The 22,183-nt window shown below is 71.8% G+C and carries 23 protein-coding genes; 15 read left to right on the top strand and 8 right to left on the bottom strand.

The features are described 5' to 3' along the window. Positions 1 to 368: 368 nt before the first annotated feature. The 4 genes from OG963_RS22570 to crcB (OG963_RS22585) all read left to right on the top strand — a co-directional run bounded on the left by OG963_RS22570 (position 369) and on the right by crcB (OG963_RS22585) (position 3,264). Complete coding sequence (locus OG963_RS22570) at positions 369 to 1,751, top strand: glycosyltransferase family 39 protein (RefSeq protein WP_256224009.1); 1,383 nt, start codon at positions 369 to 371, stop codon at positions 1,749 to 1,751. Positions 1,752 to 2,066: 315 nt separating this feature from the next. Next, positions 2,067 to 2,513, top strand: a complete 447-nt coding sequence (gene crcB / locus OG963_RS22575; protein WP_371800317.1) for a fluoride efflux transporter CrcB — start codon at positions 2,067 to 2,069, stop codon at positions 2,511 to 2,513. Further along, positions 2,510 to 2,893 carry a DUF190 domain-containing protein gene (locus tag OG963_RS22580; RefSeq protein ID WP_093773658.1) on the top strand — a complete coding sequence of 128 codons (384 nt, stop codon included), beginning with the start codon at positions 2,510 to 2,512 and terminating at the stop codon, positions 2,891 to 2,893. The genes crcB (OG963_RS22575) and OG963_RS22580 overlap by 4 nt, the downstream gene beginning before the upstream one ends. Further along, positions 2,890 to 3,264: a fluoride efflux transporter CrcB gene (gene crcB, locus OG963_RS22585; protein WP_030931491.1), complete on the top strand. Its 375-nt coding sequence runs from the start codon at positions 2,890 to 2,892 to the stop codon at positions 3,262 to 3,264. The genes OG963_RS22580 and crcB (OG963_RS22585) overlap by 4 nt, the downstream gene beginning before the upstream one ends. Positions 3,265 to 3,353: 89 nt before the next feature. Here the strand turns inward: crcB (OG963_RS22585) and OG963_RS22590 are convergent, their stop codons facing one another. The 4 genes from OG963_RS22590 to OG963_RS22605 form a co-directional block, all read right to left on the bottom strand. After that, the gene (locus tag OG963_RS22590; RefSeq protein ID WP_093773660.1) at positions 3,354 to 3,662 is read right to left on the bottom strand and encodes an SCO5918 family protein; all 309 of its coding nucleotides are present in this window, start codon (positions 3,660 to 3,662) and stop codon (positions 3,354 to 3,356) included. A 60-nt stretch (positions 3,663 to 3,722) separates the two neighbouring features. Beyond that, entirely contained in the window at positions 3,723 to 5,282 is a 1,560-nt protein-coding gene (locus tag OG963_RS22595; RefSeq protein WP_093773662.1) for a DEAD/DEAH box helicase, read from the bottom strand. Positions 5,283 to 5,557: 275 nt separating this feature from the next. After that, entirely contained in the window at positions 5,558 to 5,761 is a 204-nt protein-coding gene (locus tag OG963_RS22600; RefSeq protein WP_015609674.1) for a cold-shock protein, read from the bottom strand. A gap of 305 nt (positions 5,762 to 6,066) precedes the next feature. Continuing rightward, positions 6,067 to 6,420 carry a MerR family transcriptional regulator gene (locus OG963_RS22605; protein WP_030931483.1) on the bottom strand — a complete coding sequence of 118 codons (354 nt, stop codon included), beginning with the start codon at positions 6,418 to 6,420 and terminating at the stop codon, positions 6,067 to 6,069. Between the two features lie 513 nt (positions 6,421 to 6,933). Between OG963_RS22605 and OG963_RS22610 the strand changes: the two genes are divergently transcribed. The 6 genes from OG963_RS22610 to OG963_RS22635 all read left to right on the top strand — a co-directional run bounded on the left by OG963_RS22610 (position 6,934) and on the right by OG963_RS22635 (position 13,149). After that, positions 6,934 to 7,383, top strand: a complete 450-nt coding sequence (locus OG963_RS22610) for a hypothetical protein (protein ID WP_093774121.1) — start codon at positions 6,934 to 6,936, stop codon at positions 7,381 to 7,383. 5 nt (positions 7,384 to 7,388) lie between these two features. Beyond that, complete coding sequence (locus tag OG963_RS22615) at positions 7,389 to 7,958, top strand: toxin (RefSeq protein WP_093773664.1); 570 nt, start codon at positions 7,389 to 7,391, stop codon at positions 7,956 to 7,958. A gap of 44 nt (positions 7,959 to 8,002) precedes the next feature. Further along, positions 8,003 to 9,259, top strand: coding sequence for an MAB_1171c family putative transporter (locus OG963_RS22620; RefSeq protein ID WP_093931178.1), 1,257 nt, complete (start codon positions 8,003 to 8,005; stop codon positions 9,257 to 9,259). Then, positions 9,256 to 9,867, top strand: a complete 612-nt coding sequence (locus OG963_RS22625; RefSeq protein ID WP_256328090.1) for a hypothetical protein — start codon at positions 9,256 to 9,258, stop codon at positions 9,865 to 9,867. The genes OG963_RS22620 and OG963_RS22625 overlap by 4 nt, the downstream gene beginning before the upstream one ends. 221 nt (positions 9,868 to 10,088) lie before the next feature. Further along, positions 10,089 to 11,975: an alkyl/aryl-sulfatase gene (locus OG963_RS22630; RefSeq protein WP_093773668.1), complete on the top strand. Its 1,887-nt coding sequence runs from the start codon at positions 10,089 to 10,091 to the stop codon at positions 11,973 to 11,975. A 91-nt stretch (positions 11,976 to 12,066) separates the two neighbouring features. Then, positions 12,067 to 13,149 carry an NAD-dependent epimerase/dehydratase family protein gene (locus tag OG963_RS22635; RefSeq protein WP_371799386.1) on the top strand — a complete coding sequence of 361 codons (1,083 nt, stop codon included), beginning with the start codon at positions 12,067 to 12,069 and terminating at the stop codon, positions 13,147 to 13,149. Here OG963_RS22635 and OG963_RS22640 read toward each other — a convergent pair. Beyond that, on the bottom strand, positions 13,140 to 14,255 hold the full coding sequence (locus OG963_RS22640; RefSeq protein ID WP_030931463.1) for a sensor histidine kinase KdpD: 1,116 nt from the start codon (positions 14,253 to 14,255) through the stop codon (positions 13,140 to 13,142). The genes OG963_RS22635 and OG963_RS22640 overlap by 10 nt on opposite strands. Continuing rightward, a complete protein-coding gene (locus OG963_RS22645) occupies positions 14,252 to 15,052 on the bottom strand; it encodes a response regulator transcription factor (RefSeq protein ID WP_093773672.1) in 801 nt (266 codons plus the stop codon). Before OG963_RS22645 ends, OG963_RS22640 begins: the two co-directional genes overlap by 4 nt. A 123-nt stretch (positions 15,053 to 15,175) precedes the next feature. Between OG963_RS22645 and OG963_RS22650 the strand changes: the two genes are divergently transcribed. From OG963_RS22650 to OG963_RS22660, 3 genes are read left to right on the top strand one after another with little or no spacing between them, the layout of a single operon-like run. After that, entirely contained in the window at positions 15,176 to 15,901 is a 726-nt protein-coding gene (locus OG963_RS22650; protein WP_030931456.1) for a glycosyltransferase family 2 protein, read from the top strand. After that, entirely contained in the window at positions 15,898 to 16,569 is a 672-nt protein-coding gene (locus tag OG963_RS22655) for a DUF2064 domain-containing protein (protein ID WP_093773674.1), read from the top strand. Before OG963_RS22650 ends, OG963_RS22655 begins: the two co-directional genes overlap by 4 nt. Then, on the top strand, positions 16,566 to 17,432 hold the full coding sequence (locus tag OG963_RS22660) for a bifunctional 2-polyprenyl-6-hydroxyphenol methylase/3-demethylubiquinol 3-O-methyltransferase UbiG (protein WP_093773676.1): 867 nt from the start codon (positions 16,566 to 16,568) through the stop codon (positions 17,430 to 17,432). The genes OG963_RS22655 and OG963_RS22660 overlap by 4 nt, the downstream gene beginning before the upstream one ends. Before the next feature lie 358 nt (positions 17,433 to 17,790). Here the strand turns inward: OG963_RS22660 and OG963_RS22665 are convergent, their stop codons facing one another. Next, complete coding sequence (locus tag OG963_RS22665; protein ID WP_093931173.1) at positions 17,791 to 19,083, bottom strand: molybdopterin-dependent oxidoreductase; 1,293 nt, start codon at positions 19,081 to 19,083, stop codon at positions 17,791 to 17,793. A gap of 175 nt (positions 19,084 to 19,258) precedes the next feature. On the opposite strand from OG963_RS22665, the gene OG963_RS22670 reads away from it, so the two are divergent. Together OG963_RS22670 and OG963_RS22675 are read left to right on the top strand one after the other, a co-directional pair. Next, the gene (locus OG963_RS22670) at positions 19,259 to 20,659 is read left to right on the top strand and encodes a hypothetical protein (protein WP_371799387.1); all 1,401 of its coding nucleotides are present in this window, start codon (positions 19,259 to 19,261) and stop codon (positions 20,657 to 20,659) included. Between the two features lie 61 nt (positions 20,660 to 20,720). Beyond that, a complete protein-coding gene (locus OG963_RS22675) occupies positions 20,721 to 21,572 on the top strand; it encodes a GNAT family N-acetyltransferase (RefSeq protein WP_371799388.1) in 852 nt (283 codons plus the stop codon). Between the two features lie 211 nt (positions 21,573 to 21,783). On the opposite strand, the gene OG963_RS22680 is transcribed toward OG963_RS22675, so the two are convergent. Beyond that, positions 21,784 to 22,173 (bottom strand): hypothetical protein, encoded by a 390-nt coding sequence (locus OG963_RS22680; RefSeq protein WP_093773684.1) that lies wholly within the window; start codon positions 22,171 to 22,173, stop codon positions 21,784 to 21,786. Positions 22,174 to 22,183 lie beyond the last annotated feature (10 nt).

The following is a 22,183-nucleotide window of genomic DNA, read 5'->3' on the forward strand; positions in this document are numbered from 1 at the left end:
TACCGGCCCGACAGAAGTCCATTTACGAGTACGCCACTGGTTTCAAGGGTCTGAATCGATGAAAAGGCCCTCTCGATTTCGCAGGTGCCGGGCGGGAACACGGCTGACTCTTCCCGGAGTTCCCCGGTGTTGGGTACGCTGACGGGCGCGCAGACCCGGGTCCGTTGCACCCTTTCGCCGCTGAATCGGAGTGCGCCATCAACCTTCCGCAGACTCCGGCTGCTTTGCGCGCGACGCGCCGTCCCGGGAGACGCCACGAGCCAGGTCCGGAACAGGGCTCCGCGCCACTGTCCCCATACCGGGTCGGCCTATTGCCCGCGCTACTGGCACTGCTGATGGGTCTTTGGGGGATCCGTCGCGAAAACACCATGTGGCGCGACGAGTCCGTGACGTACCAGGTCGCCCGTCGAAGCCTCTCCGAGATCTGGCAGCTGCTCGGCAATGCCGATGCGGTGCACGGCCTCTACTACTTCGTCATGCACGCGCTGTTCGCCGTGGGGGGCGACGGTCTCGTGACACTCCGGCTCCCGTCGGTGCTCGCGACTTCCGTCTCCGCCTTTCTGGTGGCGGCGACCGGGAACCGCCTCGTGGGCCCCCGTACCGGACTCATCGGCGGTCTTGCCTTCGCCCTCCTGCCCATGGTCCAGATGTACGCGCAGGAGGGCCGCTCCTACGCCATGGTGTGCGCGCTCATCGCCCTCTCCACCTACCTGCTCGTCGGCGCCGTCGACCGTTCCTCCCGCCGGCGCTGGACCGCGTACGCACTCACCGTCGTCGCCGCCGGATGGCTCCACGAATTCGCGGTCCTCGCCCTGCCCGCCCACGGCCTGACGCTGTACCTCTCGCGGCTGCCCCGGGCGCCGACGCGGTCCTGGGCGGTCGCCGCGGCGCTGTCCGTGGCCGCGGTCGCCCCCCTCGCCCTGCGGTCCACGGGCCAGTCGGGGCAGGTCTCCTGGATCGGGTGGCCGCATCCGGGCGAATGGCTCGTCATCGCGGCCGTCACCCTCGTCGGCGTGCTCTGCGCCGGGTACGCGACGAAGGCGGCGGAACCGGCCATGGGTACGAGGGCTCGGGCGGGCGTGCTCCGTCTGGTCAGGCTGGCCCTGCCGCTGCTGATCGCGCCCACGGCCACGCTCCTCCTCGCCTCCCTCCACGAGCCGATGTACCTGGACCGCTACGTCCTCTACTCCCAGCTCGCCCTGGCCCTGCTCATCGGGGCGGCCGTGGACCGGCTGTGGGACGCCGCGGGACGGACCGTCCGGCCGGCGGTGTCCCGGTCGCGGGCCGTGTTGTTCGGCGGCGCGGCGGCCGGCGTGGTCGTCGCGCTCCTCCCGGTGACGCTCCAGATGCGCACCCCGGACAGCCGCAAGGACGATGTCACCGCCATCGCCGCCCAGGTGCGGACCATGGCGTCGGACGACGCCGGTGTGCTCTTCATGCCGGCGCGACGGAGGGAATGGGCCCTCTCCTACCCGGACGACTTCCGGGGCCTGACCGATCTGGCCCTGCGGCGGGGCCCGAGGGCCGGCAACACCCTGGAAGGCACCGAGTTCTCCGCCGACCGCATCCGGGTCCGGCTGCGTGCGTTCGACCGGATCGTGGCGCTCACCGATCCGCCGGGGCAGCCGGAGGACACGTTTCCCGAGGAGGCGGTCAAGAGGGACGTCCTGCGGCAGGAATTCGTCGTCTGCCGCCGGGTGCAGGTCAAGGGTGGCCAGGTCACGCTGTACGCGCGGCCGGGCAGGTGCTGACCCGGCCGAGTCCCGGCCACGCGCCGGTCATCCGTCGCCGCTGCGCCGGGCGGGGCGCACTCACGGGCGATACTCTGGTGCGAGCAGGGACTGTGATGGTGACTGACGGTTGCTGCGCGGCGGTGGGGCCCGCCGTACCCGAACCGCGGCAGCAGTGCCGCCAACGGTCCCTACTTGCGCAGGAGTGTGCCCGCGTGCGGGCACTCAGCAGGTAGGAGACGTATGCCCATGGGAGCCCAGCAGCCCCACATGTCCCCCGTACCCCCAGGGTCCCGGGGATCCGCGGCGGATGGAACCGACGACGCCGAGGCCGCCATGTCCGTCCCCGCGCAGCGGGCCGAGCGGTCGGGCCGGAGGTGGTCCGGCAGGCAGTGGCCCGTCGTCGCCGTCGTCGCCCTCGGCGGTGTGCTCGGGGCGTGCGGCCGCTACGGGGCTTCGCTGATCTGGACGACTCCGCCGGGTGGCCTCCCCTGGACGACGCTGCTGGTGAATGTCATCGGCTGTGCGGTGATCGGCGTGTTCATGGCGGTCATCAGCGATGTCCGGTCGGTGCACCGTCTGGTGCGGCCCTTCTTCGGTACAGGGGTGCTGGGCGGGTTCACCACGTTCTCCACCTACTCGGTGGACATCGAGCGGCTCGTGGACGCCGACCGGGCCCGTACCGGTATCGCGTATCTCGGGCTGACCCTGCTGGCGGCGCTGGTCGCCGTGTGGGCTGCGGGGTGGCTGACGCGCCGCGTGCTGGCATGGAGGCAGCCATGACGAGGAGGTCCGAGGGGACGCCCGGGTCCGAGGGGAGCGGGGTGACCGAACGGGGTCTGCGTCTGACCGTCCTCGTCGGGGAGTCCGACGGCTGGCACCACCGGCCCCTCTACGCGGAGATCGTGCACCGGGCGCACCGGGCGGGGCTGGCGGGCGCGAGTGTGTTCCGCGGCATCGAGGGGTTCGGCGCCTCTTCGATGATCCACACCCAGCGGCTGCTGTCGCTGAGCGAGGACCTGCCGGTGGCCGTCGTGATCGTGGACACGGAGGAGCGGATCCGCGCGTTCCTTCCGCTCGTCGACGAGGTGATCGGGGACGGCGTGGCCGTCCTGGACGCCTGCGAGGTCATCCACCACCCCGGCCGGGAGGAGAGCCGGTGAACTGGCTGTTGGTGATCGTCGGCGCGGCGATCGGCGCACCACTGCGCTATCTGACCGACCGGGCGGTCCAGTCCCGGCACGACACGGTCTTCCCGTGGGGGACGTTCACGGTCAACGTGGCCGGCTCCCTGGTGCTGGGCCTGCTCACCGGAGCGGTGTCGGCCGGCGCGGCGTCGTCGCAGGTGCAGCTCTTCGTGGGTACGGGACTGTGCGGGGCGCTGACGACGTACTCGACGTTCAGCTACGAGACGCTGCGACTGGCGGAGGGCGGAGCGAAGTTCTACGCGGCGGCCAACGTCGTGGCGAGCGTGGTGGCGGGGCTGGGGGCGGTGTTCGCGGGGGTCGCGGTCGCCGGCGCGCTGTGGGCGTAGGCCTGTTCCGGTATGCACGCGCGAAGGGGCCGGGGGCCGGGACATGTGCGTCCCGGCCCCCGGCCCTCGTGCCTCTCACCCGACGGGCGTCAGACGGCCGTGGCCGATCCGAGCATCGCCGACGCCGCCTCGAGCGGTGTCGGCGCGGTCGCCGGGACGGGCAGGTCCGCGGTACGGCAGGTGAAGCCGAGACGGGTCAGCGCGCGGGTCACCTCGCCGGAGGTGAAGTCGCGGCGGTCCTGGCGGGTGATCACCTCGCCGACCTGCTTGACGGGATAGACGCGGCGGCCGATGACCACCGAATCGCCTGTGACGGGCTCCGGCTTGATGCCCTTCATCGATTCCATGACCTCGCTCTTGAACAGGTCGAAGGGGAAGCGGGCGATGACGCAGCGCATAGTGCCTCAACGGGGTTGAAGAGAAGGAACGGGATACGGGATCGGTGGGCCGGGTCCTGCTCAGGCCGCACGGTTGCCCGCGGACCTGCGCGGCGAACTGCCGCTCTCCCCGCGGGCCGAGGACTGCGACGAGGACGTGCCGGCCGACGTGCGGCGTGCCTGTGACGGGCGGCTGCGGCGGCCACGGGACGACGACGCGCCGCTCCTGGCGCGCTCCGTCAGCGGTGCCGTGATGGTGACCGGTACACCCGACGGGGCCTGTGCCCCGGTGATCCGGTTCAGCTCGGCCTCGCCGGAGCGGACCTGGGCGATCTGCGGGGTGATCCCCGCGTCGGCCATCAGGCGGGTCATCTCACGGCGCTGGTTGGGCAGCACCAGCGTGACGACGCTGCCGGACTCACCGGCGCGGGCCGTGCGGCCGCCGCGGTGCAGGTAGTCCTTGTGGTCGCTCGGCGGGTCGACGTTGACGACCAGGTCGAGGTTGTCGACGTGGATGCCTCGGGCCGCGACGTTCGTGGCGACCAGCACCGTGACGTGCCCGGTCTTGAACCGGGTCAGGGTGCGGGTGCGCTGCGGCTGCGACTTGCCGCCGTGCAGCGCGGCAGCCCGTACGCCGCTGTTGAGGAGGTGGTCGGTGAGCTTGTCCACGGCGTGCTTGGTGTCCAGGAACATGATCACCCGGCCGTCGCGCGCCGCGATCTCCGTCGTGGTGGCGTACTTGTCGGCGCCGTGGACGTACAGCACGTGGTGCTCCATCGTCGTGACCGCACCGGCCGCCGGGTCGACGGAGTGGACCACCGGGTCGTTCAGGTAACGGCGGACCAGCAGGTCGACGTTACGGTCCAGGGTGGCCGAGAACAGCATCCGCTGGCCCTCGGGCGCCACCTGGTCGAGCAGCTCGGTGACCTGCGGCATGAAGCCCATGTCGGCCATCTGGTCGGCCTCGTCGAGGACGGTGATGGTGACCTGGTCGAGGCGGGCGTCGCCGCGCTCGATGAGGTCCTTGAGCCGGCCGGGCGTGGCGACGACGACTTCGGCGCCACCGCGCAGCGCGCCGGCCTGGCGGCCGATCGACATCCCGCCGACGACGGTCGCCAGGCGCAGTCTCAGCGACTTGGCGTACGGCGTGAGCGCGTCGGTGACCTGCTGGGCCAGCTCCCGGGTGGGGACGAGGACCAGGGCCAGCGGGGAGCGGGGCTCGGCGCGCCGGCCTGCGGTACGGGCCAGCAGGGCGAGGCCGAAGGCGAGCGTCTTGCCCGAGCCGGTGCGGCCGCGGCCGAGGACGTCACGCCCGGCGAGCGAGTTGGGCAGCGTGGCCGCCTGGATCGGGAACGGCGTGGTCACGCCCTCGGCGGCGAGCGCCGCCAGCAGGGGCGCGGGCAGGTCCAGATCGGCGAACGCCTCGGCGGCGGGCAGCGCGGGGGTGATGGTCTTCGGCAGGGCGAACTCGCCCTGCTTGGCGGCGGGCCGACGACCGTAGCCACCGGAACCGGAACGCGAACCGGCGCCGGAGCGGCCCGGGGCGCCGTAGCGGCTCTGGCCGCCCTGGCCGCTGCCGGCCTGGGAGCGGAAGCCACCGCTGCGGGAGTAACGGTCGTTCGTACGAGCTGTGCGGTTCATGCAGAACCCTTCCTCGATATGGCGCGTATCGAGGAATTCGCTGCGGCGGAGCGGCGCAGGAATCGCAAGAACGGGCCGATGAAATGCGTGGACGAAGCCCGGCTGCGAAGAATGAGCCGTGTCCGACACGGATGAACCGTGTCCGTCACAGGGACTGGGGGGCGGCGCACGGTGGCGGGCCCGGAAAAAGCAACGAGCTGGGGCCCGCACCCCAAGGTGCGGGCCCCAGCTGCGCAAGTGCGTGTCAGCGCGTCAGCGCCGGAGCATTCGCAGGATCACGCGGGGGTGATGTTCTCCGCCTGCGGGCCCTTCTGGCCCTGCGTGACGTCGAAGTTCACCTTCTGGCCCTCCTGCAGCTCACGGAAGCCGCTCGCGGCGATGTTCGAGTAGTGGGCGAAGACGTCAGCGCCGCCACCGTCCTGCTCGATGAAGCCGAAGCCCTTTTCCGCGTTGAACCACTTAACGGTGCCAGTAGCCATGTTTTTCTCCTTCTGGGGCAGTGCCCGGGGATTCCGCACTGTGCGGAGCCCGCGTCGCCGCGATGATTACCCCGTCCGGAATAAGAATGCCGGAAATACAAAAGCGCGCCCACCGGCACATTACGTCGGCGAGAGCACTTGGAGTTTTGGGAACCACAACTGCAACTGAGATCCACACTAGCACGGTGGAGGCGTACGGGCGCGGCAAGTAATTACGCTCCGCCCGGTGTGTCATAAACCCTCATCGCGCATTGGATAAAATTCTGCGCTTGCGACAGCAGATATTCTGTCCCGTGGACCCGGTCTCAGGACCCCGCACCCGCCCCACCGGCCGAACCCGCCGTGGGCCGGCGCAGCTCCGCGTTGAGTCGCAGCGCCTCCTCCAGCTGATCCTCCAGGATGACGATGCGACAGGCCGCCTCGATCGGCGTGCCGCCGTCGACGAGCTCACGGGCGCGGGCCGCGATACGCAACTGGTAGCGGGAGTAGCGGCGGTGGCCGCCCTCGGACCGCAGGGGCGTGATCAGGCGGGCCTCACCGATCGCCCGGAGGAAGCCCGGCGTGGCGCCGATCATCTCTGCGGCGCGCCCCATGGTGTAGGCGGGGTAGTCGTCGTCATCGAGTCGGTCGGCGGCATGCGGAGGGGTATCTGCGGGCATTTGCACCTCTTCCGGGCCCGCGGGGAGAGACATCGGAAGTGTCTCTGATTTCGTTGACCGAAAAAGAAACTCTCATGGTGCGAGCCATCATCTCTAGCATAGCCGCGACAGATTTCCCGGGCCTGTCAGGTGAAATTATCTGCCTGCCGGACCGGGGCTGCGCCCCGGAGTGCGCCGGACCCCACACGCCCGCCCGCCCGCGTCGCCGTACGCCCGTCCGCACACCCGGTCGGACACACTGACCGGACGGTCAGTTGATGACGGCCCGACCGGCGGCCATAATGAAGCCGTAGCCCTTCACGCATCCCCCGTCGTGAAGGGCTACGACTCGTTGCGGGCCCGCGCGGAGGTACGACGACTTCATGGGCAAGGGACTCCCCTCGTGGTCCCTTGCCCATGTTTTTTCGAGTTAACAGTGACGTAGAGTGTTTGCGCAAGCCCGCTCCTGGCACCGGAGCAGGATGTTCCGCTCGGACGGACGCGCGTGCGGCGGACGTGGACGTGGGGGCCCCGATGGACAACGGCGAAGAACACCCGCCGGAGCTGCGGACGCTGCAGCAGAAGGTCGAGTACATGGTGGAGGAGACCTTCCCCGGCCAGAAGATCTCCGGGCGGGTCTTCGCGGACCTGGTCAAGGAGCGCGGCGGCTCGCTGTCGCACAGCTACTTCTCGAACATCCTCGCCGGGAAGGTCACCCAGCCGTCCGAGGAGATCCTCAAGGCCCTCGGGCTGGGCTTCGGTGTCGACTGGCGCTTCTTCAAGGAGGAGTCCGAGGTCGTCGACGATGTCGTCGCGGGTCTGCGGTTCCTCGCGAAGCGTCGTACCGGGGAGATCAGCGGGCTGGCCGGCCGTGGCCTCGATGACGACGGTCTCCCGCCGGAGCTGCTGCAGTTCGCGCTCTCGCTCCTGGAGGACGCGAAGGACCGCCGGGGCGACGCGGCCGACGGCCGGGCGGAGCAGTAGACCTCATGTCCCTGCGTGCGCTGCGGAAAGAGTGCGAGGCCGGTCTGGCCGACCTGCCCATCCCCGCGCCGTTCTCCGTCGACGGCCTGGTGGCGAACATGGAGGCGGCCCGCGGGCGCACCATCGTGCTGCACGAGATGCCCGACCGGCTGGCGCGGGTCAACGCCGCCTGCGGACTGCGCCTGGCCTCCGGCCCGACCAGTTTCGTGCTCTACCGGCGGCGCCCCACCGCGTACCAGACGCAGCACGTCATCCTGCACGAGCTGTGCCACGAGTGGTTCGACCACGGCACCTCGCTCGACGCGGAGCAGCTCCAGCGCCTGCTGCCCGTCTTCGACACGTCCCTGATCTCCCGGGTCCTCGACTCCGGGGTCGCCGGCGCACTACGGGCGGGCGACGGCACGGTGCAGGCACGCGCCCAGTACGACACCCATGACGAGCGGGTCGCCGAGTTCGGGGCCTCGCTCATCCCCCGCATGGCCAGGGACGTGACCAGCGACGACATGATGGGGCGCCTCGCCAACTCGCTCTCCCGCCCCGTCGCGCACCGCCGCGGCCGGTTCCGCCGGACCTGACCACCCGCCCCGTCCAGCTGCCCCCCACCCAGAGGAATTTCGCCGTGACCCCGCTCGACCTCGCCGGCTATCTCATAGCCGGTCTGATGACGGCCGTCGCCGTGTGGCGCATGCCGGCCGCCCTGTGGGGCGACGAGGAGGACAAGCGCCGCCGGGCCCTGTGGGGCTGCTACGCCGGATTCGCCGCCGCCCTGTGGACCAAGACCCGGGTCGTCCGGATCGGCCTCAACGACAGCCCGGTCACCGACCTTTCGGTCCTGATCAAGCACTACACCGCCACCGTCGCGATCCTGGCGATCCTCAGCTACATCGTCGCCATCTACGGCCGGTACCCCGATGCCGGTGACATCCCGCGGCACGTACGGTTCGCCCGGACGATCCAGCAGGTGGCGGCGAAGGCGTCGGTCGCCACGCTGGTCCTGCTGACGGTGCTCTTCTTCACCGTCGTCGACCGTTCCGTACCGTCGGACCGTTTCGTCTCCGACCACGCGGGCCAGTGGGGCGCCACGCTGTACATGAGCGTGTTCTACCTCTACCTGGGTGCCGCGTCCGCGGTCTGCGCGTACCAGTGGGCGCTGGCCACCGCCGGCGCCCGGCTGCGCCATCTGCGGGTGGGGCTCGGCATGATGACGTTCGCGATGTTCATCGGGGTCGGATACACCGTCAGCCGCACGCTGTTCCTGTGGGTCAGCGTCATCGACCGGCCGAGCCCGGCCTTCGCCCTGGAGTTCGACGAGGTCACCGAGGCCGCGCAGCTCGTGCTGTTCGCGTTCTTCGCGGTGGGCGCGTCCATCCCCGCCTTCAGCACAGGCGGGCGCCGGGTGAAGCTGTGGCGGGCCCAGAGCCGGCTGCACGCCCTCTGGTACGAGCTGATGACCGCGTTTCCCGACCAGCCGTTCGAGCCGCCGCGGTCCCTGCGCCGCGAGCTGACCCGGTTCGACACCCCCGCCGATCTGCGGATCGACCGGTGGGCCGCCGACATCGCGGACGCGGTCGAGAAGCTGCGCCACTACGTACCGGACGGCCTGCTGCCGGCGGCCGAGGCCGCGGCAGCGGCCGATACGCCGGACCCCGCGAAGTCCGGACCGCTCGCCGACGCCTACTGGATCAAGGCCGCCCTGACGGCCAGGAACGCGGGCGCGGCCGCGGGGCCGGCCGGGGCGGTCGGCACGCAGCACGCCACCGACCAGGACGGCGAAGTGGCGTGGCTGGTGCAGGTGGCGGCCGCGTACCGAACGATCACCGACGACCGGGCCCGGCACGTCCTGGCGTCCCTCACCGACCGGGAGAAGACAGCGTGACGTCCACCATCGACCCCACCCCCGACTCCACCGTCGGCGCCCGGGTGCCGGCCGCCCGCAGGGTCACGGACGTGCTCCAGCCCCGCAACGTCCTGCTGGTCGGCATGCTCGCCATCGGCCTGGCCGCCGCGGGCCACTGGACCGGTCTGCTGTGGGGCCTGCTCGGCGCCCTGTGCGCGGGGCTCGTCCCGGCCGGCTACATCGAGTGGGAGCGGGGGCGCGGCACCTGGGGCGACCGGCATGTCGTCGACCGTACGAAGCGAGCGCCGATCTTCTTCGTCATCCTGGGCTCGATCGGTGCCGGGTCCGTCGTCATGGTCCTCGGGCACGCGCCGACCGGGATCCTGGTGGCGATGCTGGCGCTGTGGGCGATGACGGTCGTCCTGCTCGCCGTCAACACCGTCTGGAAGATCTCGGTGGACGCCTCGGTCGCCTCGGCGGTCGTCGCGCTGCTCGCCGCCGTCCATTCCCCGTGGTGGCTCCTGGGGTACGCGATGACGGCCGCCGTGTGCTGGTCGCGGGTGGCGCTCGGGTACCACACCGCCGCACAGGTGGTGGCGGGAGCGTCGCTCGGCGCGGCGACGGCGGGCGCGTTCCTGCTCGTCTGACGGCCGTCCGGTCACCGGTGCTTCTCCCGGCGCATCCCCGGTTGCGTAACGTCAGGCCTGCCCAAATAGTCGTGTACCGACGGACTTTTACGGACTGAAGCGTCCTGCGGGTACGGGGCCGGGACGGCGCTTCACGTGCCCCGGGAGGGATTCGTGGGCGACGCCATCGGCCAGATGCCCAGCTCGGGGGCTGGTATCGCCATCGGCCCCAGGAGATCAGCATGACCACAGCCGCCGCATCGGGCAGACCCGCCGCTCCGGTCACGCCGGACTTCGCGGACCGCACCGACTTCGAGAACGCCGACCGGGGCTTCGTGGCCGGCCCGTCGTCCACGACCATCACCACCGACGACGGGCGCATGGTGTGGGACTTCACCGACACCGCTTTCCTGGAAGGGGACTGCCCGGACAGCGTCAACCCGAGCCTGTGGCGGCAGTCCCAGCTGTGCGCCCGCGCCGGCCTGTACCGGGTGACCGACGGCATCTACCAGATCCGCGGCTTCGACATGGCGAACATGACCCTCGTCGAGGGCGACAGCGGTGTGATCGTCGTCGACCCGCTCGCCTCCGCCGAGACCGCCGCGGCCGGCCTCGCGCTCTACCGCGAGCAGCGCGGCGACCGCCCGGTCACCGGCGTGCTCTTCACCCATTCGCACCTCGACCACTTCGGTGGCGTCCACGGCGTCATCGGCCGGGCCGAGCAGGTCGGCGGCGTACCGCTCCTCGCCCCGCAGGGCTTCACGGAGCACTTGGTCACCGCGAACGTGTCCGCCGGTACGGCCGTGCTGCGGCGCGGCGCCTACTGCTCGGGCACGAACCTCGACCGCGGCCCCGACGGCCTGGTCGGGACGGGCCTCGGCTTCACCACCTCCACCGGAACCCACGGTCTGCTCCCGGTCACCATCGAGATCACCGGCACCGGGCAGGTCGAGACGGTCGACGGCGTGGTGTTCCACTTCCAGCTGACGCCCGGCACCGAGGCACCCTCGGAGATGAACTTCCATCTGCCCGAACACCGCGCCCTGTGCATGGCCGAGAACGCCACCCACACGCTGCACAACATCCTGTCGCTGCGCGGCGCCGTGGTCCGCGACGCCCGGACGTGGTCCCGCTGCCTCGACGAGGCCGTCCAGCTCTTCGGCTCCGAGAGCGACGTCCTCTTCGCCTCCCACCACTGGCCCACCTGGGGCACGGAGCGGCTCACCGCGTTCCTGTCCGAGCAGTGCGACCTGTACGCCTATCTGCACGACCAGACCCTGCGCCTGGCCAACCAGGGCCGCACCGCCACCGAGATCGCCGAGGTGTTCGAACTGCCGCCCGGCCTCGCCCGCTCCTGGCACGCCCGCGGCTACTACGGCTCCGTCAGCCACAACGTGAAGGCGATCTACCAGCGCTACCTGGGCTGGTACGACGGCCACCCCTCCTCGCTGTGGGAGCACCCGCCGACCGAGTCCGCCCGCCGGTACGTCGACTGCATGGGCGGCGTCGACGCGGTGGTCGCCCGCGCCGGGGAGTACGTCTCCGACGGCGATCTGCGCTTCGCGGCCCAATTGCTCAAGCACGCGGTCTTCGCGCAGCCCGACCACACCGGGGCCAAGGAACTGCTCGCCCGGACGTTCGAGCAGCTCGCCCACGGGGCCGAGAACGCGATCTGGCGCAACTGCTACCTCATGGGCGCCCTCGAACTGCGCCAGGGCGTCACCAGGACCTCCCCCTCCGCCGGTGGCGTGCCCGCCGCGCTGAGTGTCGAGCAGATCTTCGACTCGCTCGCCATCCGCATCAACGGCCCCGAGGCGTGGGATCACCGAGCCATTCTGGACTGGCACTTCACCGATCCGGACGAGCAGTACCGCACCAGCCTGCGCAACGGCGTCCTCGTGCCGACGAGAATGGATCCGGCGGAGGCCGCCGTCGGCTTCGAGGGTGCCCCCGGCTTCGAAGGCACACCCGCCGACGTGACGTTCACCCTGACCCGCTCGCAACTGCTGGACCTGCTGGCCGGGAAAGGGCTCGACACCATCGAGCACACCGGGGACATCGACGCGCTCCGGACCCTGGTCTCGGTCCTGGACTCCACCGATCCGGACTTCCCCATCGTGACGCGCTGACCGCGCGACCCGGCGTTCCTGCTTCTTACGCTCCGGTGACGTGCCCGTACGGCGGCGGGGCGGAACGCGTCCGGCGATCTAACGTGGCGTCATGCGCGTACTTCTCACCGGCGGAGCCGGGTTCATCGGGGGACACATCGCCGAGGCGCTGGTGGCGCGCGGCCATGAAGTGGTCGTGTTCGACGCGCTGCTGGAGTCGGCGCACGGTGCGGGTGCCCGTGGCGGCCGGGAGGGAATGATCGTCGCGGATGTACGGGACCGGGACGCCGTGGCCGATGCGTTGCGCGGTGTCGACGCGGTGTGCCACCAGGCCGCGATGGTCGGCCTGGGCAAGGACTTCGCGGACGCCCCGGAGTACGTCGGCTGCAACGACCTGGGGACGGCTGTGCTGCTGGCGGAGGCGGCCGGTGCAGGGGTGCGCGATCTGGTGCTCGCCGGGTCGATGGTCGTGTACGGCGAGGGGCGGTACGACTGTCCCCGGCACGGGCAGGTCCGGCCCGGTCCGCGAGCCGTGGACGATCTGGCGGCGGGCCGGTTCGAACCACGCTGCCCGCGCTGCGGGGACGAGTTGACCCCGGGCCTGGTCACCGAGGACGCGCCGGCCGACCCGCGCAATGTGTACGCGGCGACGAAGCTCGCCCAGGAACATCTCGCCGCCGCGTGGGCTCGGGCGACGGGCGGCCGGGCGACGGCCCTGCGGTACCACAACGTGTACGGGCCGGGGATGCCGCGCGACACCCCGTACGCGGGTGTCGCGTCCTTCTTCCGCTCGTCGCTGGCCCGGGGCGAGGCACCGCAGGTCTTCGAGGACGGCTGCCAGCGGCGGGACTTCGTCCACGTACGCGACGTGGCGGCCGCCAACGCGGTGGCGCTGGAGGCCGTCCGGGAACGACCGGCCGGCAGCTTCACCGCGTACAACACGGGCAGCGGCGAACCGCACACGATCGGCGAGATGGCCACGGAACTGGCCGCCGCGCACGGCGGCCCGGCGCCGGAGATCACCGGTGGGTACCGGCTCGGCGACGTACGCCATGTGACGGCGGACTCGCGCCGGCTGCGCGAGGAGCTGGGCTGGCGGCCGGAGGTGGGGTTCGCGGAGGGGATGAAGGAGTTCGCGGGAGCGGAGCTGAGGTCGGGCCCGACGGGCGGTCGAGGACGGCCCGCTCACGCCTGAGCGGCCGCCGGGAGGGTGACCTCGAAGCAGCAGCCGCCCGTGACGTTACGGACCTCCGCCCGCCCGTCGTGCGCCTCCACGATGCCGCGGACGATCGCCAGCCCGAGTCCCGCACCGGCCGGCGGCGTACGGGCGTGGCTGCCGCGCCAGCCCGTGTCGAAGACCCTCGGCAGGTCCTCCTCGGGAATGCCACCGCAGCCGTCCGTCACCGACAGCACCACCCCGCCGTCGGCGCGGCGAGCGGCCACCGCGACCGTGCCGTCGGCCGGGGTACGACGGATCGCGTTGATCAGGAGGTTGCCCAGGACCCGGCTCATCTCCTTGCTGTCGACCTCCACCGGCACGGCGTCGATACGGTCGCCGACGAGCCGCACCCCGTGCTCGCGCGCCAGCGGGTCCGCGCCCGCGAGGGCGTCGCCGACCAGGTCGTACGCGGAGACGCGGGTGGGGGTCAGGGTGAGCGATCCGGCGTGGATCCGGGAGAGTTCGAAGAGGTCGCCGACCATGTCGTTCATGCGTTCCACCTCGGTCCGTATCTGCCGCAGGTAGCGGCCGGAGTCGGCGGCCATGCCGTCCTCCAGCGCCTCCGACATGGCCCGCAGCCCGGCGAGCGGGGTCCGCAGATCGTGCGAGATCCATGCGACGAGCTCACGGCGCGACGTCTCCAGTGCGCGTTCGCGCTCCCGGGAACTGTCCAGCTTGGCACTGGTGGCCGCCAGTTCCGCCGCCAGGTAGGAGAGTTCGGCCGTCGCCTGCTCCTCGGGGGCGGCGAACGTACCGCCGTCGCCGAACGAACGGGCCGCGAGCGCCAGGTCCCGGCTCCTGGCCGCGACCCAGCGGCCCAGCAGCATCGCGGTGGCGAGGGACACCACGGCGGCCATGGCGACGACGGTCGTGACGACGGTCAGATCGTGCGCCGACAGGAACATCGCCCAGGCGACCGCGAGGGTCCCGGCGAGCATCGCGGTCACGGCGACGGCGGCGACGACGGCCAGCGACACGACGAGCGAACGGTGCCGGAAGGCGCGCAGGACCAGTGCACCGAGCAGCCCGGCCGCCGCGGCGCCCAGGAACGCGAGGAGCGCGATGAGGAGGAGGTCGGTCATGAGGGGTCCGCATCAGTGGTCGGGGCGGTTCCCGTGCCGTCCGGGCGGGCCGGGACCAGGGCCGGGTCCAGGCGGTAGCCCACGCCCCACACCGTCTGGATCAACTGCGGGCGGGCCGGATCCGTCTCGACCTTGCCGCGCAGCCGCCGTACGTGGACCGTCACCGTCGACAGGTCGCCGAAGTCCCACCCCCAGACCTCCCGCATCAGTTCCTCCCGGGTGAACACCCGGCCGGGATGGCGCAGGAAAAAGGTCAGGAGGTCGAACTCCCGGAGGGTGAGGGCGAGCTCGCGGCCGTCCCGCTCCGCACGACGGGCCGCGGGATCGAGACGGAGTCCGGCGCACTCCAGCGGGGCCGGGGCGGCGTCCGCGCCGGGCGCCGCTCCCCGGCCCCGGCGCAGCACCGCATCGACGCGCAGCACGAGCTCGCGCGGGCTGAACGGCTTGGTGACGTAGTCGTCCGCGCCCGTCTCCAGGCCCAGGATGCGATCGTCCTCGTCGCCACGCGCCGTCAGCATGATCACCGGCACGCGGCCGTGCGCCCGCATCCTGCGGCAGACCTCGAAGCCGTCCATGCCGGGCAGCATCAGATCGAGGACGACCAGGTCCGGGCGGCGCGCCGTGAAGCACTCCAGCGCCGCCGGCCCGTCGCCGGCCCGCCGGACGTCGTAACCCGCCCGGTCCAGATAGCCGACGACCACCTCGGCGACCGTCGGATCGTCGTCAACGACGAGCACATGACCACGCGGAGCGCCGGAGGCGGTGCCGGAACCCGGGGTGTCCGGGATGTTCTCCATACCGCCACTCTGGCATCCCGGTTGGCGGGAAAACCGGTCGGCCGTCCGCCGAAGGGCCGACGTCCGGCTTTCGTAAGAACCTGGAGCCCGAAATGTCGGTTTCTGCTCCGTAGGGTGAGCGAGGTGACCGACTCCTTCCGCACTCAGTCCCCGCGCGCCGATGTGGTCCTGCCCTGTCTCGACGAGGCCGCGGCGCTGCCCCGGGTGCTGGCCGGCATCCCGTACGGCTGGCGTGCCATCGTCGTCGACAACGGCTCCACCGACGGGTCGGCGGACCTCGCCCGCTCCCTCGGGGCGACCGTCGTGCACGAGCCGCGGCGCGGCTTCGGCGCCGCGTGCCATGCCGGTCTGCTCGCCGCCGGGGCGGAGTACGTCTGCTTCTGCGACTGCGACGGCTCCCTCGACCCCGGGCTGCTGCCCGGCTTCGTACGCCGGATCGCCGACGGGGAAACGGATCTGCTGCTGGGCCGCCGGCGCCCCGAGGGCCGCGGCGCCTGGCCCCTGCACGCCCGCGCGGGGAACCTGGCGCTCGCCCGCATGCTGCGCCGCCGGACGGGCCTGCGCCTGCACGACCTCGGCCCGATGCGGGCCGGGCGCCGGACGGACCTGCTGGCACTGGACCTCACCGACCGGCGCAGCGGCTACCCGCTGCAGATGGTGGTACGCGCGTCGGACGCCGGGCTGCGGGTCGCGGAGACGGACGTCCCCTATCTCCCGCGCACCGGCAGATCCAAGGTGACCGGCACCTGGCGGGGCACGTGGCAGGCGGTACGCGACATGCGCGCCGTCCTGCGCGAGCCGCCGGAACGGACCCCGGCGCGGGCGGTACGCCCGGGGGCGTCCCGATGAGCGTGGCGCCCGCCCGCCGCGGCGGCGCACCGGGCCCCACCACGCTCCTCGTGATCGCCAAGGAACCGCTGCCCGGCCTCGTCAAGACGCGGCTGACCCCGCCCTTCACCCCTGCCGAAGCCGCGCAGCTCGCCGAGGCAGCGCTCAGCGACACGCTGCGCACGGCGCTGTCGCTGCCGGCCCGGCGGCGCGTCCTCGTACTCGACGGACGGCCAGGTCCCTGGCTGCCGCCCGGCATCGAAGTCGTCGCGCAGTGCGCCGGCCGCCTCGACGAGCGGCTCGCTGCGGCGTTCGGCGGCTGCACCGGACCGGCGCTGCTCATCGGCATGGACACTCCTCAGATCACCACCGCGGATCTGACGCCCGCGCTCTCCCCGAACGCCTGGGACGGGTGCGACGCATGGTTCGGGCCCGCCGACGACGGCGGCTTCTGGGCGCTGGGCCTGGCCGCACCCGACCCGGACCTGGTGCGCGGTGTGCCCATGTCCACCCCGGAGACCGGCGCCGTCCAGCGGCGCCGGCTCGTCGACGCCGGGCTGACCGTGCGCGATCTGCCGCCGCTACGGGACGTGGACACCGCGGCGGACGCCGCACAGGTCGCAGCTGCCGCACCGCACGGGCAGTTCGCCTCGACCCTCGCCCGGCTGACCGGGGCGGCAAGCCGATGACCGGGACGGTGCCGAACCGCTCGGTGCTGACTCCCGCGCCCCAGGACACCCGGCACCCGGACACCGAACAGCCCGGCACCGCGCATCCGGACATCACCCCGTGGAGCACCGACCCGTACGCCGACGCACTGCGCAACGGCCACGGTCCACTCTTCCTCCGCCGCACGGACGGCTGGCTGCTCCCCCTGGACGTCGAGCGCTGGTGCGGGGGTGCCGACGCCGCCGATCTGTCCGCGCTGCGCCGCTGCGAAGGGCCGGTCCTCGACATCGGCTGCGGGCCCGGCCGCCTCGTCGCGGAACTGGCCGCGCGCGGCCACCGCGCCCTCGGCATCGACGTCAGCGAGACGGCCGTCGCCCACACGCTGCGGACCGGCGGATCGGCGCTGCGCCGTTCCGTATTCGATCCGCTGCCCGGTGAGGGCCGCTGGGGCACCGTCCTGCTCATCGACGGCAACATCGGCATCGGCGGTGACCCGCGCGGGCTCCTGCTGCGCACCGCGGAGCTGCTCGCCCCCGGCGGTCTGCTCATCGCGGAGACCGTGTCGCCGGACATCGACGAGCGGGTCCGGGTCCGGTTGTACGACGGCCGCCGCCCACCCGGTGGTCCGGACCGTACGGGTGCCGGGGACGGGCATTTCCCGTGGGCCCGGATCGGTACCCCTGCCCTGCTCCGGTACGCACAGCCAGACGGCTGGCACCCGGTCGATCAGTGGGTGGCGGACGGCCGCCCCTTCGTCGCCCTGCGCCGCGACCGGAGGGTCCGGACCGTGAGCCAGAGCGCCGACACCGCGAACAGCACGGCCGTGATCAGCAGCCAGTTCCCGAGGAAGACGTCGGGGGACAGTCCGCTCGCCGGTTCGTAGTGCTTCGCCTGCCGGGTGATGAGCGGGAACCACATCAGCAGGAGCAGCCCGGACAGGAAGGCCGGTACGCGGACGAAGTTGACCAGGCCGGGGCGCGACCCGAGCGCCACGCGTACGACCCGGTCCGCCGTCGCGTACACCGGCAGCAGCACCAGATCGTGCAGCAGCGCCGACCCGACGAACCACACCGCCACGGCGATCGTGTCCCCCTCCAGCAGCCGCACCCCCGCATAGCCCGCGAGTGCGAACGTGGCGGCCAGCAGGACGAGTTGCAGCGGCCCTTCCCCGTACCGACGCCTGAGGACCGCCCCCGGACCGGTCGCCTTCGTCCGCTTCGTCCGCTCACCGCTCCGTCTCATCACAGCTCTCCGAACGTCAGCCGGGTCACCCATTTGGTGTTCAGCACACCCGGCGCGGCCGGCACGATGATGCGTGCCGGAAATCCGTGATCCGGCGACAGCGTCTCGCCGTTGACCGCCAGTGCCAGCAACGAGCGTGGGTCGCGTACCTGGTTGTCCCGCAGTGCCGCCCTGCGGAACGGCCCACTGCGCTGCACCGACTCGACGAGCACTCCCGGCGGCCGGTCCGGGTACCCCGCGAGCGCCGCCAGGTCCCGCAGCCGCACCCCGCGCCACCACTGGTCCGAGGTCGACCAGCCCTCCACACAGGCGATCGGCAGCGCCGCGCTGTACTGGTCCATGGCCAGCAGTTGTTCCCGGGTGAACGTGTGTTCCCCGGAAGGGCCTTGGACGGTCAGCCGCCATCGTTCCCCGGTGTCGGCCGGGGTGACCCGGACGGACGCGGCCGTCTTGTTGATCTGGAACCCGTTGGGTCCCGACCCGGGGTCGGCGACCCCGCGCGGGGTGAGGAGAGCGGTGCTCCGCAGCGCGTCGAAGCTCCGTCCCACCGACGTGACCAGCAGGAGCAGCGATCCGGCGCCCACCATGGCGAACGCGCCACGCCGGGAGATGGTGGGCGCGTCGGGGGCGGGAGCGGTCAACTCATCCACTTCACCGCGCAGTTCCCCGCTGCGCAGCACCCGCACGGCCCGTGGGAGCTTCAGCCCGACATGGGCGACGAAACCGGCGAAGAACACCCACGCTCCGTAGAAGTGCAGCGGATAGAACGACCCCGGAAACACGTACTCCAGCTGGATGTTGAGCAGCCCCGTGACGAACTCGAACAGCGCGCCGCCGACGAGCAGCAGCAACGAGACCCGTTCCAGCGCATGCCCCACCGACCGGACCGGCGGCAACGCGAAGAGTCTCGGGATCACCGACCACAGCTTCGCCAGCAGCACCGGCACGAGCACGATGCCGCCCGTGACATGCACTCCCTGGTCCAGCCGGTACAGCCAGTGCGGCCCGGTCGGCCAGGCGAAGAGGTAGAACCCCAGCAGCCCCTTGCCCGGCGTCTTGTCGTTGACCGCGGCGAGATCCGGGTTGTACGCGGCGTACGACAGCAGACCCGTCACGAACACCAGTGTCAGCCCGACGAGAAGGACGAGACCGAGCACCGCCGTGAACCGCACGCCGCGCACCGGACTGCGCCAGAACCCGGGCGCCGAAGGCAGCCGTTCCCGGACCCGGGATCGGTCCGGGAACGACGGGAACGGGAAGCGGGATGCTCTGCTGTGACGTGTGTCGCCCATGCCCCGAAGCTATGCCCGGGCGGCCGGACCCGGGCCCGCACGACTCCTGACGAAACGCTGACGTCACTCCCCGCGACGGCCAACCGGGCCAAGATCTCCGGGCCGGATCTGACAGTTCGGTGACGTGGCCCGGTTGCACCGGCCGCAGCCGCGCCGACCCGCATAGCGTGCCTGCGTGAAGACCGAGGAACGCACCACCGGCCAGCACCCCCCGCAGCAGCGCACCACCGGCCGCCGCGGCGATCTGGTCGCCGCCGCCGCGGGTGTCCTGCTCGTCACCGCGGCCGTCCTGATCGGGCGCGCGATCCAGGACGCCCACGGGACCCTGGTCGCCCACTGGCCGCCCCTGCTGGCGTCCTGGTATCCGCACACCGGCCCCGGCACCCCGGCCGCCGTCGTCGTAGCCGCGGCCGTCGTCGCGTACGGGCCGGGCCTCGCCGACCGGCTGCCCTGGCGGGGCCTGCTCGGCACCGCGTGGGCCGCCTCCCTGGTCTGGATCGTCTCGCTGGCGATGATCGACGGCTGGGGCCGGGGCATCGCCGACCGGCTCACCACGAAGCACGAATATCTCCAGGTCATCGGCCGATTCAGTGACATCGGGGCGGCCCTGCGCGGCTTCACCGGCCACATCCTGATCGGCCGTCCGGACAACTGGCCCGCGCATGTCGCCGGTCATCCGCCGGGCGCCACGCTCACCTTCGTCCTGCTGGACCGGATCGGACTGGGCGGCGGCGGATGGGCCGGCGTCTGGTGCATCGTGCTCGGCGGCTCCGCGGTGGTCGCGGCGCTGATCGCGGTGCGCGCCCTGGCCGACGAACGCCTGGCGCGGGGCGCCGCGCCGTTCCTCGTCCTCGCGCCGATGGCGGTCTGGACGGGGGCCTCCGCGGACGGCTACTTCGCCGCGGTCGCCGCATGGTCGGTCGCGCTCCTCGCCGTGGCGACGACGCGCCGGCCCCACAGCCCCCGCCGGGCCGCCGCGGCCGCCCTCGGTTCCGGGCTGCTCTACGGCCTGACCTGCTACCTCTCGTACGGTCTGACGCTCATCGCGCTCCTGCTCCTCACCGTCCTCCTGCTCACCCGCACGGCCCGCCCCGTACCCCTCTTCCTTCTCGGGGCACTCGTCGTCCCCGTCGCGTTCACCCTGGCGGGCTTCAACTGGTGGGAGGGGTACCGGCTGCTGGTCGAGCGGTACTACCAGGGGGCGGGCGGGATCCGTCCGTACTCCTACTGGGTCTGGGCGAACCTCGCGGCCACCACGGTCTCGGCCGGACTCGCCACGGTCGCCGGCCTCCGCCGGGCCGCGACCGGTGCACCGGGATCGGTTCGCGCCCTGCGCACCGGCACCACCTCCGCCCGGCACCGGCTGATCCTCCTCACCCTGGCCGCGCTCCTCGCTCTCCTCGTCGCGGATCTGTCCGGGATGAGCAAGGCGGAGACGGAACGCATCTGGCAGCCGTTCGTCCTCTGGCTCCTGCCCGCCGCCGCGCTGCTTCCCCCTGACACCCGACGCGGCTGGCTGATCGCGCAGGCCGTCGTAGCCCTTCTGGTCAACCATCTTCTCTGGACTGGGTGGTGACGGAATGCCACGTGGCCGAACAGGGTCCTTGAACCGATCGCGCACCGGGTACAGGTGACCCGTGCCGACATTCGAGATCACCACAGCAAGCGCCGACGACATCGAGATGCTGGGAGAGTGGGCCCACGCCGAGGGCTGGAACCCGGGCCGGACCGACGGCCAGGCCTTCTTCGCCACCGACCCGCGCGGCTTCCTCATCGGCCGGCTCGACGGTGCGCCCATCTCCTCCGTCTCCGTCGTCCGGTACGGCTCCGGCTCCGGGTTCCTGGGTTTCTATCTCACCCGCCCGGAACTTCGCGGCCAGGGTTACGGCATCCAGGTCTGGCGCGCCGGAATGGACCGGCTCGCCGGGCGCAACGTCGGGCTCGACGGCGTCGTCGCCCAGCAGGCCAACTACCGGAAGTCCGGATTCCGCCCTGCCTGGACGAACATGCGGTGGGTCGGCCGGCCGGCCGAGGACATCGGCGTACCGCCCGGCCTCACGCTCGTCGACGCCCGCTCGCTCCCCTTCGACCGGCTGGCCGTCTACGACCGGCGCTTCTTCCCCGCCGAGCGCGACAGCTTTCTCGCCCCGTGGATCGCCGCACCCGGGCGCACCGCCCTCGCCGCCGTCGGTGACGACGGGGAGTTGCGGGGGTTCGCCGTGATGCGCCCCTGTCGTACGTCGTCGCGCATCGGGCCCCTCCACGCTTCTTCGCCCGAAGTGGCCGCCGCCCTGGTGAGCGCTCTCTCGGCCACCGCAGCGGACACCGAGATCGCCGTCGACGTACCCGACATCAACCCGGCGGCGGTCACGCTCGCCGAACAGCTGGGCCTCGTACCGTCGTTCGAGACGGCCCGCATGTACACGGGCCCGATGCCGGACGTCGATCACACCGGGCTGTTCGGCATCACCAGCCTGGAACTCGGCTGACCGCCCGGCCCGCCAGGGTCTCTCGTTCGGATCAGGCCGGATCAGGGAGCGAGGTCCGGTGCGTTCAGCTGCAAGGCGAAGGAAGGCGCCCATGCGGAGCGAATGGGGTCTCCCCTGCTCGAGCGAAGCCGAGAGCTCGGGGAGAACCGACGACAACGCGGCAGGTGTGCCTGCCAGGCCCCCGAGCCCAGCACGGTCCGAACTTGAGGCCCTAGCGCCGGAGCTTGTCCAGCACCCGGTCACGGAGCAGTTCGTACTCCTCGCGCAGCCGTACGATCTCCGCCGGCCGGGGTATCACCGTGCCGCCCGAGACGATCTCCTCCGGCCCGAACTGCTCCCGCGTGAGGTCGATCTCCACGCCCGCGCCCAGCCGGTTCCACCAGTGGAAGTCCGTGCGCTCGCCGTGGACCCGCACCTCGCCGCGGATCAGCTCGCCGCCCAGCAGGTCGTTGAGCACCATGGCGGTGACCCCGCACTGGTCGCGGGCCGGGTTGTCGGCCGTCCAGTGCGGCCGGTGGTCAGGTGTGGCCGTGTCGGCGCCCCAACTGGCGCGGACGGCGGCTTCGATGTCGGCGAGAAGCAGCGGCTTCGAGGACTCCATGGCACCGATC

The sequence above is a fragment of the Streptomyces sp. NBC_01707 genome, from assembly GCF_041438805.1.
Taxonomy (GTDB): Bacteria; Actinomycetota; Actinomycetes; order Streptomycetales; family Streptomycetaceae; genus Streptomyces.